Source organism: Agromyces lapidis (assembly GCF_009749405.1).
GTDB classification, from domain to species: Bacteria; Actinomycetota; Actinomycetes; order Actinomycetales; family Microbacteriaceae; genus Agromyces; species Agromyces lapidis.
The window spans coordinates 89,215-103,557 of sequence record NZ_WBIQ01000010.1; the positions used below are offsets into that span (position 1 = coordinate 89,215).

General features: G+C 72.8%; 15 protein-coding genes. 8 read left to right on the forward strand and 7 right to left on the reverse strand.

What is annotated here, in order from left to right; all coding sequences use genetic code 11:
• Positions 1–17: 17 nt before the first annotated feature.
• The gene (locus GQQ93_RS16555; protein WP_157425347.1) at positions 18–1,739 is read right to left on the reverse strand and encodes a DHA2 family efflux MFS transporter permease subunit; all 1,722 of its coding nucleotides are present in this window, start codon (positions 1,737–1,739) and stop codon (positions 18–20) included.
• A 110-nt stretch (positions 1,740–1,849) separates the two neighbouring features.
• Here GQQ93_RS16555 and GQQ93_RS16560 point away from each other — a divergent pair, with 110 nt between their 5' ends.
• Positions 1,850–2,530 (forward strand): flavin reductase family protein, encoded by a 681-nt coding sequence (locus GQQ93_RS16560; protein WP_157425348.1) that lies wholly within the window; start codon positions 1,850–1,852, stop codon positions 2,528–2,530.
• A gap of 57 nt (positions 2,531–2,587) precedes the next feature.
• Positions 2,588–3,733 carry a 23S rRNA (uracil(747)-C(5))-methyltransferase RlmC gene (gene rlmC / locus GQQ93_RS16565; protein ID WP_157425349.1) on the forward strand — a complete coding sequence of 382 codons (1,146 nt, stop codon included), beginning with the start codon at positions 2,588–2,590 and terminating at the stop codon, positions 3,731–3,733.
• A 72-nt stretch (positions 3,734–3,805) separates the two neighbouring features.
• On the opposite strand, the gene GQQ93_RS16570 is transcribed toward rlmC, so the two are convergent.
• A complete protein-coding gene (locus tag GQQ93_RS16570) occupies positions 3,806–5,134 on the reverse strand; it encodes a hypothetical protein (protein ID WP_212277375.1) in 1,329 nt (442 codons plus the stop codon).
• 140 nt (positions 5,135–5,274) lie between these two features.
• Here GQQ93_RS16570 and GQQ93_RS16575 point away from each other — a divergent pair, with 140 nt between their 5' ends.
• Together GQQ93_RS16575 and GQQ93_RS16580 are read left to right on the forward strand one after the other, a co-directional pair.
• Positions 5,275–6,468: a molybdopterin-dependent oxidoreductase gene (locus GQQ93_RS16575; protein ID WP_157425350.1), complete on the forward strand. Its 1,194-nt coding sequence runs from the start codon at positions 5,275–5,277 to the stop codon at positions 6,466–6,468.
• Positions 6,465–7,028 carry a hypothetical protein gene (locus GQQ93_RS16580; protein ID WP_212277376.1) on the forward strand — a complete coding sequence of 188 codons (564 nt, stop codon included), beginning with the start codon at positions 6,465–6,467 and terminating at the stop codon, positions 7,026–7,028. Before GQQ93_RS16575 ends, GQQ93_RS16580 begins: the two co-directional genes overlap by 4 nt.
• Here GQQ93_RS16580 and GQQ93_RS16585 read toward each other — a convergent pair.
• Genes GQQ93_RS16585 through GQQ93_RS16595 form a run of 3 tightly spaced genes read right to left on the reverse strand, consistent with a single transcriptional unit; the run spans position 6,989 to position 9,056 of the window.
• Positions 6,989–7,759 carry a class I SAM-dependent methyltransferase gene (locus GQQ93_RS16585; protein WP_157425351.1) on the reverse strand — a complete coding sequence of 257 codons (771 nt, stop codon included), beginning with the start codon at positions 7,757–7,759 and terminating at the stop codon, positions 6,989–6,991. The two genes, GQQ93_RS16580 and GQQ93_RS16585, sit on opposite strands and share 40 nt — an antisense overlap.
• Positions 7,756–8,391, reverse strand: a complete 636-nt coding sequence (locus GQQ93_RS16590; protein WP_157425352.1) for a TIGR04282 family arsenosugar biosynthesis glycosyltransferase — start codon at positions 8,389–8,391, stop codon at positions 7,756–7,758. The genes GQQ93_RS16585 and GQQ93_RS16590 overlap by 4 nt, the downstream gene beginning before the upstream one ends.
• Complete coding sequence (locus GQQ93_RS16595) at positions 8,388–9,056, reverse strand: glycosyltransferase family 2 protein (RefSeq protein WP_157425353.1); 669 nt, start codon at positions 9,054–9,056, stop codon at positions 8,388–8,390. The genes GQQ93_RS16590 and GQQ93_RS16595 overlap by 4 nt, the downstream gene beginning before the upstream one ends.
• A 112-nt stretch (positions 9,057–9,168) precedes the next feature.
• On the opposite strand from GQQ93_RS16595, the gene GQQ93_RS16600 reads away from it, so the two are divergent.
• Positions 9,169–9,909 carry a response regulator transcription factor gene (locus tag GQQ93_RS16600; protein WP_246192382.1) on the forward strand — a complete coding sequence of 247 codons (741 nt, stop codon included), beginning with the start codon at positions 9,169–9,171 and terminating at the stop codon, positions 9,907–9,909.
• Entirely contained in the window at positions 9,896–11,041 is a 1,146-nt protein-coding gene (locus GQQ93_RS16605) for a sensor histidine kinase (protein ID WP_157425354.1), read from the forward strand. The genes GQQ93_RS16600 and GQQ93_RS16605 overlap by 14 nt, the downstream gene beginning before the upstream one ends.
• Here the strand turns inward: GQQ93_RS16605 and GQQ93_RS16610 are convergent.
• A complete protein-coding gene (locus tag GQQ93_RS16610) occupies positions 11,038–12,090 on the reverse strand; it encodes an NAD-dependent epimerase/dehydratase family protein (RefSeq protein WP_212277377.1) in 1,053 nt (350 codons plus the stop codon). The genes GQQ93_RS16605 and GQQ93_RS16610 overlap by 4 nt on opposite strands.
• On the reverse strand, positions 12,090–12,890 hold the full coding sequence (locus GQQ93_RS16615) for an MTAP family purine nucleoside phosphorylase (protein ID WP_157425356.1): 801 nt from the start codon (positions 12,888–12,890) through the stop codon (positions 12,090–12,092). The genes GQQ93_RS16610 and GQQ93_RS16615 overlap by 1 nt, the downstream gene beginning before the upstream one ends.
• 153 nt (positions 12,891–13,043) lie before the next feature.
• On the opposite strand from GQQ93_RS16615, the gene GQQ93_RS16620 reads away from it, so the two are divergent.
• Positions 13,044–13,532 (forward strand): thioredoxin, encoded by a 489-nt coding sequence (locus tag GQQ93_RS16620; protein ID WP_157425357.1) that lies wholly within the window; start codon positions 13,044–13,046, stop codon positions 13,530–13,532.
• A 14-nt stretch (positions 13,533–13,546) separates the two neighbouring features.
• Complete coding sequence (locus GQQ93_RS16625) at positions 13,547–14,290, forward strand: cytochrome c biogenesis CcdA family protein (RefSeq protein ID WP_157425358.1); 744 nt, start codon at positions 13,547–13,549, stop codon at positions 14,288–14,290.
• Positions 14,291–14,343 lie beyond the last annotated feature (53 nt).

Genomic DNA, 14,343 nt, shown 5'->3' on the forward strand with positions numbered 1-14,343 from the left:
GCGCGGCTCGGCCCGGCTCACTCCCCCGATGCCGCCGCGACCGGCCCGCGCGCACTCGTCGCCTTGGCGCGCAGTCGCAGGGCGAACACGCCGCCGGCGAGGAGGAAGCCCGACGCGGCGAAGAGCGCCCAGCGCGAGGCATCCGCCATGCCGGCCGAGAGCGCGTCGGCGACGGGCGGACCCGCCTCGCCGAGCTGCCCGTCGGTACCCTCTGCCCGCAGGGGCGGGATGTTCGCACCCGCCGACTGCTCGGTCGAGGTGATGACCTGCTGCTCGGCTTCGGCCGAGAGCCCCGACTGCCCGTCGAGCTGCGCCGGCAGCGCCTGGGCGAGGCCCGCGGCGAGCACGGCGCCGATGATCGCGGTGCCGAGGGCCGAGCCGACCTGCCGGACCGTGCTCTGCGTCGCCGAGCCCTGACCGGACTGCTCGGGCGGGATGTCGGCGAGCACGGTGCCCGTGAGCTGGGCCGAGGCGAGCCCCAGACCGAGGCCGTAGAGGGCGAGCACCGCGGCGAGCCACCATCCCGACATGTCGGGGCCGAGCATGAGCGCGGCCAGCACCGCGCCGACGAACTCGATCGTGAGACCCAGGAGCACCACGTTCGGCGCCCCGAGCCGCTCGGAGAGGTGGCGGGCGGCGGCGCCCGACACGAAGGCGCCGAGCCCCATCGCGGCGAGCACGAAGCCGGCGGCGAGCGTCGAGAGCCCGAGCGCGTTCACGATGAACAGCGGCAGCACGAACAGGATGCCGAACTCGCCGACGGCCACGCAGAGCGCGACGAGGTTGCCCCAGGTGAAGGTGGGCACCGAGAAGAGCCGCACGTCGAGGATGGCCGAGCGACCGTTGCGGGCGCGGTGCCGCTCCCAGAGCACGAAGAGCACGAGCGAGACGACGCCGATGGCGAGGGCGACCGGAACCGGGGAGACCGGCCAGTCGGCCGGCCAGGTCCAGCCGAACAGCACGAACGGCTGCTCGGGCGCCCACCAGCCGAGCGAGCCGCCCTCGATGAGGCCGAAGACGAGTGCGCCGAATCCGATCGCCGAGAGCAGCAGCCCGTCGATGTCGAGGCCGGGGCTCGTCACATGCGCTCGGGTCTCGTCGACGGTGAAGATCGCGACGACGGCGATCGCGATGCCGAACGGGAGGTTCACCAGGAAAATCCACTGCCAGCCGAACGACTCCGTCAGCCAGCCGCCGAGCAGCGGGCCGAGCGCCGCGACGCCGGAGATGACCGCACCCCACACGCCGAACGCGACCGCCCGATCGCGACCGCGGAACGTCGCGTTCACGGTCGACAGCGTGGTCGGCAGGATGAAGGCGCCGCCGATGCCCTGCACGAGGCGCGCGATGATGAGCGAGTCGCCGCTGGAGGACAGCGCCGCCAGCAGGCTGCCGGCGAGGAAGAGCGCGATGCCGAAGAACATGGCGCGCCGTCGCCCGAGGCGGTCGCCGAGTCGACCAGCAGTGAGCAGCAGGGCCGCGAACACCACCGAGTAGATGCCGTTGACCCACTGGGCCTCGCTGAAGTCGAGCTGCAGCTCGGTGATCAGCGTCGGCAACGCGACGCCGACGATCGTGCCGTCGAGCACGATCATCGAGAGGGCCGAGGCGAGCACGCCGAGCCCGACCCACCGCCGCACCCCTGCTCCGCCCGCCGTTCCTCCGGTGCTCGCCACCGCGTCGCTGCCCTGTTCGCCCACGCGCCAACGATACGAGTACGCCCCCCTCGGGTCATCCATCGAATGACGGAAGGCGTGTCGCGACCGCCCGCGACGCCGTGTCCGGATTCCGCCGGACGCCGATGCCCCGCGCCGCGAGGCTGGGATCACCAGACAGGAAGGCGGCCGAAGTGGGAACCCTGACCCCGATCGACGCGCACGCGCGCAGCACCCGGCACTCGACGATCTCCCCGGCGATCCTCTACTTCGGCAGCCAGGTGTCGCTGCTCTCGACCGTCGACGACGAGGGGCACCCGAACCTCGCCCCGAACTCCTCGGTGTGGTGGCTCGGGCAGACCGCCGTGCTCGGCGTCGCCGCCCGCAGCCAGACCGGCCGCAACCTCATCGCGAACGGCGAGGCGGTGATCAACCTGCCCTCGGTCGACCACGTCGACGCCGTCGACCGGCTCGCCTTGACGACCGGACGGAACCCCGTGCCCGAGCGCAAGGCGGGGGCCGGCTACCGACATGTGCGCGACAAGTTCGCCGCGGCGGGTCTGCGGCCGCTCGCATCCGAGACGGTCGCGCCGCCGCGGGTGGCCGAGTTCCCGGTGCACCTCGAGGGACGCGTCGTCGCGATCCACCCGATGGGCGGGGCCGAGTCGCCGGCCGAGGCGAGCCTCCTCGCGGTCGAGCTCGGCATCACGCGCGTGCACGTGGTCGAGTCGCTGCGCATGGCCGGCCACGCCAACCGCATCGACCCGGTGCGGTGGCGCCCGCTCATGATGAACTTCCAGCGCTTCTTCGGCCTCGGCGGCGAGGCGCAGCCGTCGCGCCTCGCGAGCATCGACGAGGAGTGGTACCGCGGCTGAGGCGGCCGGGACCTGGGCGGGGGCCGGCCCGACGCCCGGGCCGCCTACGCTGGAACCGTGGACTGTTCGTACTTCGACGCCGGGCGCTGCACCTCGTGCGCCCTCATGGGTCGGCCGTACGCGCGGCAGCTCGCCGACAAGCAGGCGCACGCCGAGCAGCTGCTCGCCCCGTTCGACGTGCCCGTCTGGGAGACGCCGGTCGCGAGCCGCGAGGACGGCTACCGCAACAAGGCGAAGATGGTCGTCGGCGGCAGCGTGGATGCCCCGACGATCGGCATCCTCGACGCCGACGGGCACGGCGTCGACCTCGAGGCCTGCGGCATCTGCTCACCGGGCCACCGCGCCGCGTTCCCGGTGCTCGCACGCTTCATCACCCGCGCCCGCCTCACTCCGTACGACGTACGCCGTCGCACGGGCGAGCTGAAGCACCTCATCGTCACCGAGTCGCCCGACGGCGAGCTCATGATCCGCTTCGTGCTGCGCTCGACCGAGCCCGTGCCGCGCCTGCGCAAGCACCTCCCGACGCTCCTCGCCGAGCTGCCCCACGCGCGGGTCGTGACCGCGAATGTGCTGCCCGAGCACAAGGCGGTGCTCGAGGGCGAGCAGGAGATCGTGCTGACCGAGGCGCAGACCCTCGCGATGCGACTCAACGACGTGACGATGCACCTGCGGCCGCAGAGCTTCTTCCAGACGAACACCGAAATCGCAGCTGCGCTCTACGCCGACGCCCGCGACTGGATCCGCGAGCTCGCGCCCGACACCGCCTGGGACCTCTACTCGGGCGTCGGCGGCTTCGCCCTGCACATCGCCGGCGCCGAAGGCGACGGCGCGACTGCCGGCCCCGAGGTCACCGGCATCGAGACGAGCGTCGAAGCGGTCGCGAGCGCCGAGCTCAGCCGAACGGATGCCGCGCTCTCGCGCCTGCGCTTCGCCTCGGGCGATGCCACGGCCTTCGCCGTCGGCGCCGAGGCGAGCCCCGATCTCGTGATCGTGAACCCGCCCCGGCGCGGCATCGGCGCCGAGCTCAGCGGCTGGCTCGAGGCATCCGCCGTCTCGCACGTGCTCTACTCGAGCTGCAACGCGGCCTCGCTCGCGAAGGACCTCGCGGCGATGCCGTCGCTGCGAGCGGTGAAGGCGCGCGTCTTCGACATGTTCCCGCAGACGACGCACTTCGAGGTGATGGTGCTGCTCGAGCGGCGCTGAGCCCGACCTACGTGGCATCCGTGACCCCGCGCCGCGGCGCCACCCGAATCACCACCTCGACGAGTGTCCCCGTCACCACCCGGTGGCGAGCAGGTGCTGCACGACGAGGGCGAAGCCGAGCTGGCCCGCGAACCCGAACCGCCGCCACCGCCGGTCGAGGAGCGCGGTGCCGAGCAGCAGCCACGGCACGAACGGCAGCCAGATGCGCTCGACCTCGGCCTTGCTCATCTGCGAGAGGTCGGCGGCGAGCACGGTCAGGGTCGCCGCGAGCACGAGCACGACGACGACCCGCTCACGGCGGTCGAGGCGTCGCAGCCGGATGCCTCGGTGCACCGCCACGGCGACCGAGGCACCCACGACCGGACCGGCGCTGACGGCGAGCGCGGCGAGATCGCCCCAGATCCAGTACGTGAGCGGCCTGCGGCTCGCGATGCCGTCCCAGTACCGGTCGACCAGCACCGGATAGGCCTCCCACCAGGCGAATCCGAATGCGGCGAAGGCGAGCACCACGGCGAGCGCCGTTGCGGCTGCGAGGGGCAGCGGCCACCAGCACCGCGCCAGCCAGAGCACGCCGAGCGCGAGCAGCCCCAGCAGCGGAAGCCCGTAGGACAGCATCACGCAGTAGCCGAGCAGGACCCCCGCGACGAGGGCCCACCCGACGAGCGCGACCCGCCGCCGGGCGGTGGCGGCGAATCCGAGCGCGCACAGCCCCCACGCGGCGACCGCGGCGAACATGCCGTCGGCCGAGACCGCCATCCAGATCGCCGACGGGCCCATGACGAGGAACGGCGCGGCACGGCGCGCCCAGCGTTCGGCGTCGAGCCGGCGCAGCAGCACGAGCACCGCGATCGGGGTCGTCGCACCGACGAGCAGCACGACGAGGCCCGCGGCGAATGCGCTGCCGAGGCCGAGTCGCACGAGCACGACGAAGAAGAGCAGGGCACCCGGCGGGTGGCCGGCGATGTGCACGGGCCAGTTGTCGTCCGAGTCGAGCGGGATTCGCGACACGTACTCCTGCAGCGTCGCCGGGAAGTCGGTCACCGCGCGCGCAGTGTTCAGGTACTCGTAGGAGGTATCGAGGATGACGCCGATGCCGTCCGCCCCGTCGACGACCGCGAGGCTCGTGAGCCAGGCCGCACCGACGACGAAGCCGCCGGTGACGAGCGCCCACCACGGCGCCCGGACGGCGGCCTCGGTGCCGTAGACGGCGGAGGCGAGCGCGAGCACCACGGCAGGGAGCGTGCCGGGGCCGACGCGTGGCATCCACTCCACGTGGAGCGGAGGGAAGGATCGCACGTGCACGTTCCAGTCGAGCACCGCCGGCACGACCATGGCGAGCACGATCAGGGCGACGGCGACCGACAATCCGATCCACGGCACGGCGGCGGGGCGAGCGGGCACGTCTCGACCCTAGGGAACCCGCCCTGCCGCGACCCCGGTGAGAGCTTACGAAACAGGAACGGCGGGCCCGTGGCATCCCGTTCGCGAACCGTAAGCTCCGCGCGCTGCAGGCGAACCTCCGAACTGCTCGACTTGAGTGCATGGCTGGTCTCACCGAGCGGGCGTCCGCGCGGCTCGCAGCGCGGTTGGCGCGGGTCGAACCGCTCGTCCGAGGTGCGCGCGAGCGCAGCGAAGATCCGGTGAAGTCGGCACGCACCGCCGTGGTCGTCGGGCGGCTGCTGGCGGCGGCGTTCCTCGTCTGCTTCGCGACCGGACTGTACAGCCACGTGCTGCAGAATCCCCTGCCCTGGCTGCCCCTGCCGACCCGACCCGCCGAGCTCTACCGGTACACCCAGGGCACCCACGTCGTCACCGGCATCGCCTCGGTGCCGCTCCTGCTCGCGAAGCTCTGGACCGTGTACCCGAGACTCTTCCGCTGGCCGCCCGTGCGTTCCCCGGCGCAACTGCTCGAGCGCATCTCGATCGCGGTGCTCGTCGGAGTCTCCCTCGTCGAGGTGACGATCGGGCTGCTCAACATCGTGCAGTGGTACCCGTTCCCCTTCTCGTTCCGGTCGACGCACTTCGCGCTCGCGTGGGTCGCGATCGGCAGCCTCGCCATCCACCTCGGCGTGAAGCTGCCGGTGATCGCTCGCGTCTGGCGCCGACCGGCAGGTGATGAACCGGATGCCACGGGACGCTTCATCTCGCGCCGCGCCTTCCTCGGCGGGGTCGGCGTGGCGACCGTCTCGGCAGCGGCGCTCACGGCGGGGCAGTCGGTCGAGGTGCTCGGGCCGCTGAACCTGCTCGCCCCACGCCGAATGGGAGTGGGACCGCAGGGTCTGCCCGTCAACCGCACGGCCGCGCAGGCCGGCGTCGCCGACGACGACGTGGCCGACGGTTGGTCGCTGCGACTGATCACGCCCACCGGTGTTCGCGCGTTCACCCTCGACGAATTGCGGCGGATGCCGCAGAGCGACGCCGTCCTGCCGATCGCGTGCGTCGAGGGTTGGAGCCAGTCGGCCTCCTGGCGCGGCGTGCGCCTGGTCGACCTGCTGGCCGAGGTGGACGCCGCGCCGACGACGCCGCTCGTGATCTCGAGCCTGCAGCGGCGAGGTGCGTTCTCCCGCACCGAGATGCCGCCCGAGTACGCCGCCGACCCGCTCACCCTCGTCGCGCTCGAGCTCAACGGCGGTGTGCTGCACCTCGACCACGGGTATCCGGCGCGGATCATCGCGCCCGGCCGTCCCGGCGTGATGCAGACGAAGTGGCTGAGCTCGATCGAGGTGCGGTCATGAGCGCCGTCGTTGCGGCCCGGGTGCTGCTCGTCGCCGCCGGGCTCGTCTTCGTCGGGGTGGGCGGTGCGGTGATGCTCACCGAGGTGCCGCCCGAGCGCTACCTGGGAATCGCCGTCTGGGTGGGAGCCGCGATCGTCGTGCACGACGCGGTCATCGCGCCCGTCGTGGTCGCCGTGGGCCTCGGGGCCGGCGCGGTCCGCGACCGGCTGGGTCGACGTGCAGTCGCGGTGGGGCAGGGAGCGCTGCTGGTCGGCGCCGTGCTCACCGCGATCGCGCTGCCCGCGATCATCGCGCAGGAACGAGGGAACGCCAACCCGACGGTGCTCGTCGGGTCGTACGCCCTCGTGATCGTGATCGTGTGGGCGGTGGTCGCCGCGGTGCTGCTCGCGGTGACGTCGCCGGCGATCGGCCGGATGCTCCGGCGGGCGCGCCGGGCCGGGCGGTCCCGCCGGCCTGCCCGGCCTGTCCGGCCTGTCCCGTCTCGCCGGCCCGCCCCGTCTGGCCGGCCTGCCCGGTCTCGTCAGGCCGGGCGGCCAGAGGGCACCGAACGCACGAAGTGACGGCCGGCCGCCTCCCAGTGCGCCACCGTTTCGAGTCCGGCCCGTCGCGCGACCGCGACCACGGCGGCCCAGCCGACGCGTGCCCACGGGAACGGCTCGCTCTCGTTGCCCTCGTCATCGGCCACCGTGCACATCGCCCGCACGGAGAGATCGGGATCGGGGTCCACCTCGACGACGACCGACCCCGAGGGCGCGAGCAACTCGCGGCATCGCCGAAGCAGCGACTCGGGATCGCCGCCGATGCCGACGTTGCCGTCCATGAGCAGCACCGTCTGCCAGTGCCCCTCGAGCGGCACCCGCTCGAACACCGAGCGCAGCAACACGAGGCTGCCGTCGGCGCGGGTTCGGGCGACGGCGTGCGGGGCGATGTCGATGCCGAGCGCGGGGATGGAGCGGGCCGCCGCGGCGCGCACCATGCGGCCGGGGCCGCACCCGACGTCGAGCGTGGGGCCGGTCGTGCCCTCGAGCGCGGTCAGGTCGGCGGGTGTCGCCGAGCGGATCCAGCTTCCGGCGTCGAGATGGTACGGGCCGTGGCGTCCGTCGACGCTGCGGAGCACGAGCGCTCGTGCTGGCACCACGTCGGGCACCGGTTCGGCGAGGGCGATTCGCAGCGGCGTGGACGGATCGCCGACGGCGGTGGCGATCGCCGCCTCGAGCAGCCGCCCGTAGGGCTCGCCGCGCCCGGCGCCGAACGAGCCCGCGCGTCGGACCTGCGGTGCCGAACCGCTCATGCGTGCACTCCTGCGAGCCGGCGGAACTCCTGCGCGAATCGGGTGCCCGGGGCGTCGCGCGCGACCGCTGCGGCCTCGGCGATCGTGTCGACGTCGGTCAGCTCGGGCAGCACGCCGACCCGGAGGCCGGCCTCGACGAGCCGGCGATGCTGCCGTGCGCCGGTGTCGGCCCGGGACATGGAGACGCCGCGCACGAGGTCACCCTTCGGCGCGCGGAGCGCGAGCAGCCAGAACCCCCCGTCGGCGGCGGGGCCGATCCAGCCGTCCCGCTCGTCCGCGCCCGCGCCGAGCGAGTCGAGTGCGGCGGCGAGGTGCGCGTGGGTGAGTTGCGGGGTGTCCATGCCGACCAGGAGCACGGGTTCGCTCAGCGCGTCGAACAACTGCGCGAGCCGCTCGTCGAGCGTGCCCGAGCCCTGCGGCATCACCTCGAACCCCGCCGCCAGAGCCGGCGTTCGTGCGCCCTCGAAGTACAGGAGGCGCCGGGACGCCGGCATCTCGGCCACCGCCGAGAGCGTGTCGTCGAGGCACGCCGCCGCGAGCTGCGCCGACTCGTCGAGCGTGAACGGCGGGTGCAGCCGCGTCTTCACCCGCCCGGGCACGCACTCCTTGGCGATCACCGCGATCGCCGTCATCGCGCGACCTCCGCGAACACGCGCGACATGTCGGCGACGGCCGTGACCGTTCCGCGCACCGTGCCGGTGACCTTCGACCGACCGGCCCGCGGGGCGTACGAAACGTCGAGCTCGCGGATGCGCCACCCGGCAGCGGCCGCCCGCAGCACGAGTTCGAGCGGGTAGCCGCTTCGACGATCGCGCACGTCGAGCGCGCGCAGCGCGTCGGTGCGCGCCACCCGGAGCGGCCCGAGATCGTGCAGCCGCACTCCGCTGCGCCGGGCCACCCGCGCCGCCAGCACACGGTTGGCGAACCGGGCGTGCGCCGGCCACGCCCCCCGCGTCGTCGGACGGCGGCGGCCGAGCACGAGGTCGGCATCGCCGCGTTCGACCGCGACGATGAGGCGGGCGAGTTCGGCCGGGTCGAGCGAGGCGTCGGCGTCGCAGAAGGCGACGAGCGGTGCCCGGACCGCCGCGAGACCCCTCGCGACCGCCGCCCCGTACCCGCGCCGGGGCTCCGCCACGACGAGAGCACCGCGCTCTCGGGCGAGCTCGGCCGAGCGATCGGATGACCCGTTGTCGACGACGATCGCACGGCACCATGCCGGCACCCGGTCGAGCACCCACGGCAGCGCCTGCTCCTCATCGAGGCAGGGCAGCACGAGGTCGACGCGCGCTTCGATCATGGTTTCGACGCTACGACGCGAGGGATCGCCCGAGGCGCGTCAAGTCTTACGGAATCCGGACGGATGCCAGGCCGGCAGGCCTGCCGCACCGGGGCAGACGTACTCTGTGTAGGTGCCTCCCGCTGCGCCGTCGACCATCGGCAACGAAGACCTCGTCGGTCGACGCGTCCTGCTGGTCGACGACGACCCCACGGTGTCCGAGGTGGCCTCGAGCTACCTGCGCGCCTCGGGTTTCGTCGTCGATGAGGCGAGCGACGGCTTCGCGGCACTCCACTCCGTCGAGTCGCACGCACCCGACCTCGTCGTGCTCGATCGGATGCTGCCGGGCATCGACGGGCTCGAGGTGTTCCGCCGGCTCCGCGAACAGACGGCCGCACCGGTGATCCTGCTCACCGCCCTCGGTTCCGAAGACGACCGCATCGCGGGTCTCGAGGCCGGCGCCGACGACTATCTCACCAAGCCGTTCTCGCCGCGCGAGCTCGTGCTGCGAGCGCAGTCGGTGCTTCGCCGGTCGCTCGACGAGTTCGCGCCCGCGGCCGTGCTGGAGTGCGGCGAGTTCCGGCTCGATCCCTCGGCGCGCACCGCTCGCCGAGGTGACGTCGAACTGTCGCTCACCACACGGGAGTTCGACCTGTTCGAGTTCCTGCTGAAGCATCCGAACCAGGTGTTCAGTCGTGAGGACCTGCTGCGCACCGTGTGGGGATGGACCTACGGCGATCTCTCGACGGTCACGGTGCACGTGCGCCGATTGCGCGAGAAGATCGAGCGCGACCCGCGCGCACCGACGATGCTGACGACCGTGTGGGGCGTCGGCTACCGATTCACGATGGAGGCTGCAGATGCCGTGGGCTGACCTCCTCGCGATCGCCGGCATCGCGTTCGCGACCTCCGCCCTCGTCGGCGCCGCCGGCGTCGTCGCGCTCCTGCTGCTTCGTCGCACCTCGGTCGTGGTGCAGATCTGCGTGCTCGTGATCGCCGCCGTCGCGTCGATCGTGGCGAGCATGGTCGGCGTGGCGAACGAGATGTACCTCTCCGAGCACGACCTGACGGTCGCCGTCGCGATCGCCACGATCTCCGGCGTCGTCTCGCTGGGGCTCGTCGCCGTACTCGGCGGTCTCGTCGCCCGCAACGCGCGCGCCCTGTCGGCCGCGGCCCGCCGTATCGGCGCGGGCGAGCGACTCGAATCCGCCGGCCGCTACTCCAACAGCGAACTGAGCGCCCTCGCCGACGAACTCGTGGCGACGAGTGCGAAGCTCGCCGAGTCGCGCGAGCGCGAGCAACGCATCGAGGCATCTCGTCGCGAACTCATCGCCTGGATCTCGCACGACCTGCGCACCCCGCTCGCGGGGATCCGCGCGATGGCCGAGGCGCTCGAGGACGGCATCGCGCCCGACCCCGAGCGGTATCACCGTCAGATGCGCATCCAGGTCGATCGGCTCACGAGCATGGTCGACGACCTCTTCGAGCTGTCGAAGATCGACGCCGATGCGATGCGCCTCTCGCTCGAGGAGGTGTCGCTGCCCGACATCGTGAGCGACACCGTCGCCGATCTGCGACCCGCCTCCCGCGGGCGCGAGATCCGGGTCGAGGCCGCGCTCGCGCACGACCTCGTCGTCATGGCCGATCCGCGAGAGCTCTCGCGCGCCATCGGCAACCTGATCATGAACGCCGTGCAGCACACGCCCGACGGCACGCCCATCACGGTCACCGTCGACCTCGTGCACGATCGGGCGATCGTGTCGGTGATCGACGCGGGCGGCGGCATCGACGAGGCCGACCTCGAGCGGGTGTTCGACCCTGCTTGGCGCGGGTCGAAGGCGCGCACGCCGTCGCTCGAGACCGGCCCCTCGGTCGGCGCCGGGCTCGGTCTCGCGATCGTGAAGGGCATCATGAGCGCGCACCGCGGCGAGGTCGCCGTTCGCAACGTCCCGGGCGGGTGCCGCTTCGACCTGGTGTTCCCGCTCGACACCCCGGTCGGCGCCTAGACCACCTCGTCCGTGCTCGCGCCCGCGAACTCGCGGAGCCCCGACTCGAGATCGACGACGGCCGACCAGTCGAGCTCGTCGTGCGCCCGCGCCGACGACGCCGTGATGTGGCGCACGTCGCCGAGCCGGTACTCGCCCGTGACGACCGGCGGCGGGCCGTGCATCGCACGGGCGAGCCCTGCCGCGATCTCGCCGACGGTCGTCACGGTGCCCGAGCCGATGTTGAACGCGCGCACCGTCGACGGCGTCTGCGCGCCGAGCCAGCCGATCGCGGCGAGGTTCGCCCTGGCGACGTCCTGCACATGCACGAAGTCCCGTCGCTGGCCGCCGTCCTCGAACACGCGGGGCGCCGCCCCGTGCGCGAGCGCCGAGCGGAAGATCGCGGCCACGCCGGCGTACGGCGTGTCACGAGGCATCCCGACGCCGTAGACGTTGTGGTACCGCAGCGTCGCGACCGAGCCTCCCGTCGAGCGCGCCCACTCGGCGCCCAGATGCTCCTGGGCGAGCTTCGTGAGGGCGTAGTTGTTGCGTGGATCGAGCCGGTCGTCCTCGTCGATCAGCCCGGGCTCCAGCGGCGCACCCGTCTCCGCATCTCTCGGCTCGAACCGCCCCGCCTCGAGATCGTCGACGGCGCGCGGGGCGGGGCGCCGCCGCCGGCCCGCCGCATCACGGTAGGCGCCCTCGCCGTAGACCACCATCGACGACGCGAGCACGAGCGACCCGCAGCCCGAGCGGCCCATGGCGGCGATCAGCTCGGCGGTGCCGAGCACGTTCGTCGACGCGTAGTCGGGGGCGTCGGCGAGCTCGACGCCGAGCCCGACTTTCGCCGCCTGATGACAGACGACGTCGACCCCGCGCAGCGCCGCGTCGAGCGCCGCGGGGTCGCGGAGGTCTCCCCGGACGAACTCGACCCCGGAGATCGCCCTGGGCGGTGAGTGATGCACGTCGGGTCGCAGCGCGTCGAACACCCGCACCGGCCGCCCCTCCGCGACCGCGAGCCGCACGATCTCTCGGCCGATGAACCCCGCACCGCCGGTCACGAGCAGCATCACGGCACCGCGGGCCGGGCGAGCACGATGCGGATCGCGTCGTCGTCGATCGTCGGACGCGGAGCGTACGAGTCCGGCACCGCCCCGACGAGGCGTTCGAGTGCCGTGGTGATGCGGAGCTTCGCGGCGGCCAGGCGGCGGAAGACGAGCTCCGCACTCGCCGCGTCGGGGTCGTCGTGCGCGTTGCCGCTGTCGGTGTCGGTCACGAAGCAGAGCGCGACGGTGCCCATGCCGAGTTCGGCCGCGAGCGCCACTTCGGGGCAGAGCGTCATGTTGACGAGATCGACCCCGTGTTCACGCAGGATCCGCGATTCGGCAGCGGTCGAGAACCGCGGCCCGTCGATCACCGCGACCGTCGCGGCGGGGGCCGCGTCGGGTATCGCCGCGGCCGCGAGGCCGCGGAGCTCGGGGCAGAACGGCTCGGCGAACGGCAGGTGGCGGACCACGCCGTCTGCGCCGTCGAAGAAGGTGCCGGCGCGGCCGGTCGTGCGGTCGACGAGCTGGTCGGCGATCGCGAAGCGCTCGGGCGCCAGCTCGGCCCGGAGCGAGCCGACGGCCGCGGTCGACACGATCGCTCGCACACCGAGGCACGCGAGCGCCCACGCGTTCGCACGCGCGTTGACCCGGTTCGGCGGCACCGTGTGGCCCGCGCCGTGCCGGGCGATGAACACGACCTCGCGGCCGCCGAGTTCGCCGACCGTCACGACCGCCTCGCCGTACGGCGTCGCCACCGGGCGACGGTCGCCGCCGACCAGCTCGCCCAGCCCGCTGCCGCCGATCACACCCACAGAGTCCGCCATGTTCCCAACCCTGCCCGTCGAGCCGGGCCCCGGGCCCCGCAATCCCTTACGATCCGATGACGGCTGCGCCGAGAGGGGCCGCCGACCGCCCGCCACGGCCTACCGTTGAATCGGATCGGGGCGCCCCGCCCCGCCCGTGAGGACGACCGAACCATGCGACTGCGCACACTGACCGGCATTCCCCTCCTGCTCGGCGCGCTCGCGGTCGCGGGGTGCTCATCTGCGATCTCGGATGTCCCGGAGACGATGCCGGGCTCGAGCACGGGCGTCACCGCCGAGCCGACGCCGACGCCGTCGGGCGAGGTCGTGCCCGAGGCATCCGAACCGTCGGCGATCGTGGGCGCCTACCTCGACTACGAAGACGGTGCGATCGAAGCGACGAGCGGGCCCAAGGCCCTGTTCTTCTACGCGAGCTGGTGCCCGAAGTGCCGCGCCCTCGACGAGGCGCTGCTCGCCGAGGGGCCGCCCGACGAGCTGACCGTGTTCAAGGTCGACTACGACGAGCGCACCGATCTGCGGCAGCGCTACGGTGTGACGCTGCAGACCACGATCGTCTTCGTCGACGACCGCGGTGAACTCGTGTCGAGCACCGTGCTCTACGAGGATCCCTCGATCGAGTCGCTGCGCGCCGCGATGCCCTGAACGACGGCGATCCCGTGACCGCTTCCCTGCTGCTCAGCTTCGCCGCCGGCGTGCTGACCGTCGCCGCGCCCTGCGTGCTGCCGTTGGTGCCGGTCGTCGCCGGCGGTGCGATCGTTCGCGACGGCGGCGAGCTGCGACGCGCGCGCTGGCGGCCGTACGTCGTCGCGGCGTCGCTCGCCGTGAGCGTCGTGCTGTTCACCCTGCTGCTGAAGGCGACCACGGCCCTGCTCGGGGTTCCGCCCCAGGTATGGCAACTCGTGTCGGGCGGTATCGTCGTGCTGCTCGGCCTCGACCTGCTGTTCCCCGCCGTGTGGGACCGCATCTCGTCGGCGCTGCGGCTGTCGGCCCGCAGCGGAGCGGTGCTCGACCGCTCGATCTCACGTCAGGGCTTCACCGGCGATGTGCTGACCGGTGCGGCGCTCGGCCCGGTCTTCTCGAGCTGCAGTCCCACGTACGCCCTCATCGTCGCGGCGGTGCTGCCGGTCTCGTTCGGCGAGGGACTGCTCTACGTCATCGCGTATGCGGCCGGCCTCGCCGGCATGCTGCTGCTCGTGGCCCTCGTCGGGCGTGCGCTCGTGCGACGGCTCGGCTGGCTCGCGGACCCCCGCGGCTGGTTCCGCCGCACGATCGGGGCGCTCTTCGTGCTCGTCGGCATCGCGGTGATCGTCGGCTTCGACAAGCAACTGCAGACGTGGATCCTCGACGCCGGGCTCTACGATCCGATCGCCCGGCTGGAGGAGCTGATCGGCGCCGGATGAACGTTCCCGCCTCGACAGGGCGTCGTCGGCACGGGCGGGCGCACCGGCAGCTG

Bases quoted from the DNA above. Each gene is read 5' to 3' on its own strand.
- GQQ93_RS16575 (WP_157425350.1), top strand. From the start codon at position 5,275: ATGGCTGGTCTCACCGAGCGGGCGTCCGCGCGGCTCGCAGCGCGGTTG.
- GQQ93_RS16585 (WP_157425351.1), bottom strand. From the start codon at position 7,759: ATGAGCGGTTCGGCACCGCAGGTCCGACGCGCGGGCTCGTTCGGCGCC.
- GQQ93_RS16580 (WP_212277376.1), top strand. From the start codon at position 6,465: ATGAGCGCCGTCGTTGCGGCCCGGGTGCTGCTCGTCGCCGCCGGGCTC.
- GQQ93_RS16590 (WP_157425352.1), bottom strand. From the start codon at position 8,391: ATGACGGCGATCGCGGTGATCGCCAAGGAGTGCGTGCCCGGGCGGGTG.
- GQQ93_RS16595 (WP_157425353.1), bottom strand. From the start codon at position 9,056: ATGATCGAAGCGCGCGTCGACCTCGTGCTGCCCTGCCTCGATGAGGAG.
- GQQ93_RS16555 (WP_157425347.1), bottom strand. From the start codon at position 1,739: ATGGATGACCCGAGGGGGGCGTACTCGTATCGTTGGCGCGTGGGCGAA.
- GQQ93_RS16605 (WP_157425354.1), top strand. From the start codon at position 9,896: ATGCCGTGGGCTGACCTCCTCGCGATCGCCGGCATCGCGTTCGCGACC.
- GQQ93_RS16620 (WP_157425357.1), top strand. From the start codon at position 13,044: ATGCGACTGCGCACACTGACCGGCATTCCCCTCCTGCTCGGCGCGCTC.
- GQQ93_RS16615 (WP_157425356.1), bottom strand. From the start codon at position 12,890: ATGGCGGACTCTGTGGGTGTGATCGGCGGCAGCGGGCTGGGCGAGCTG.
- GQQ93_RS16610 (WP_212277377.1), bottom strand. From the start codon at position 12,090: ATGCTGCTCGTGACCGGCGGTGCGGGGTTCATCGGCCGAGAGATCGTG.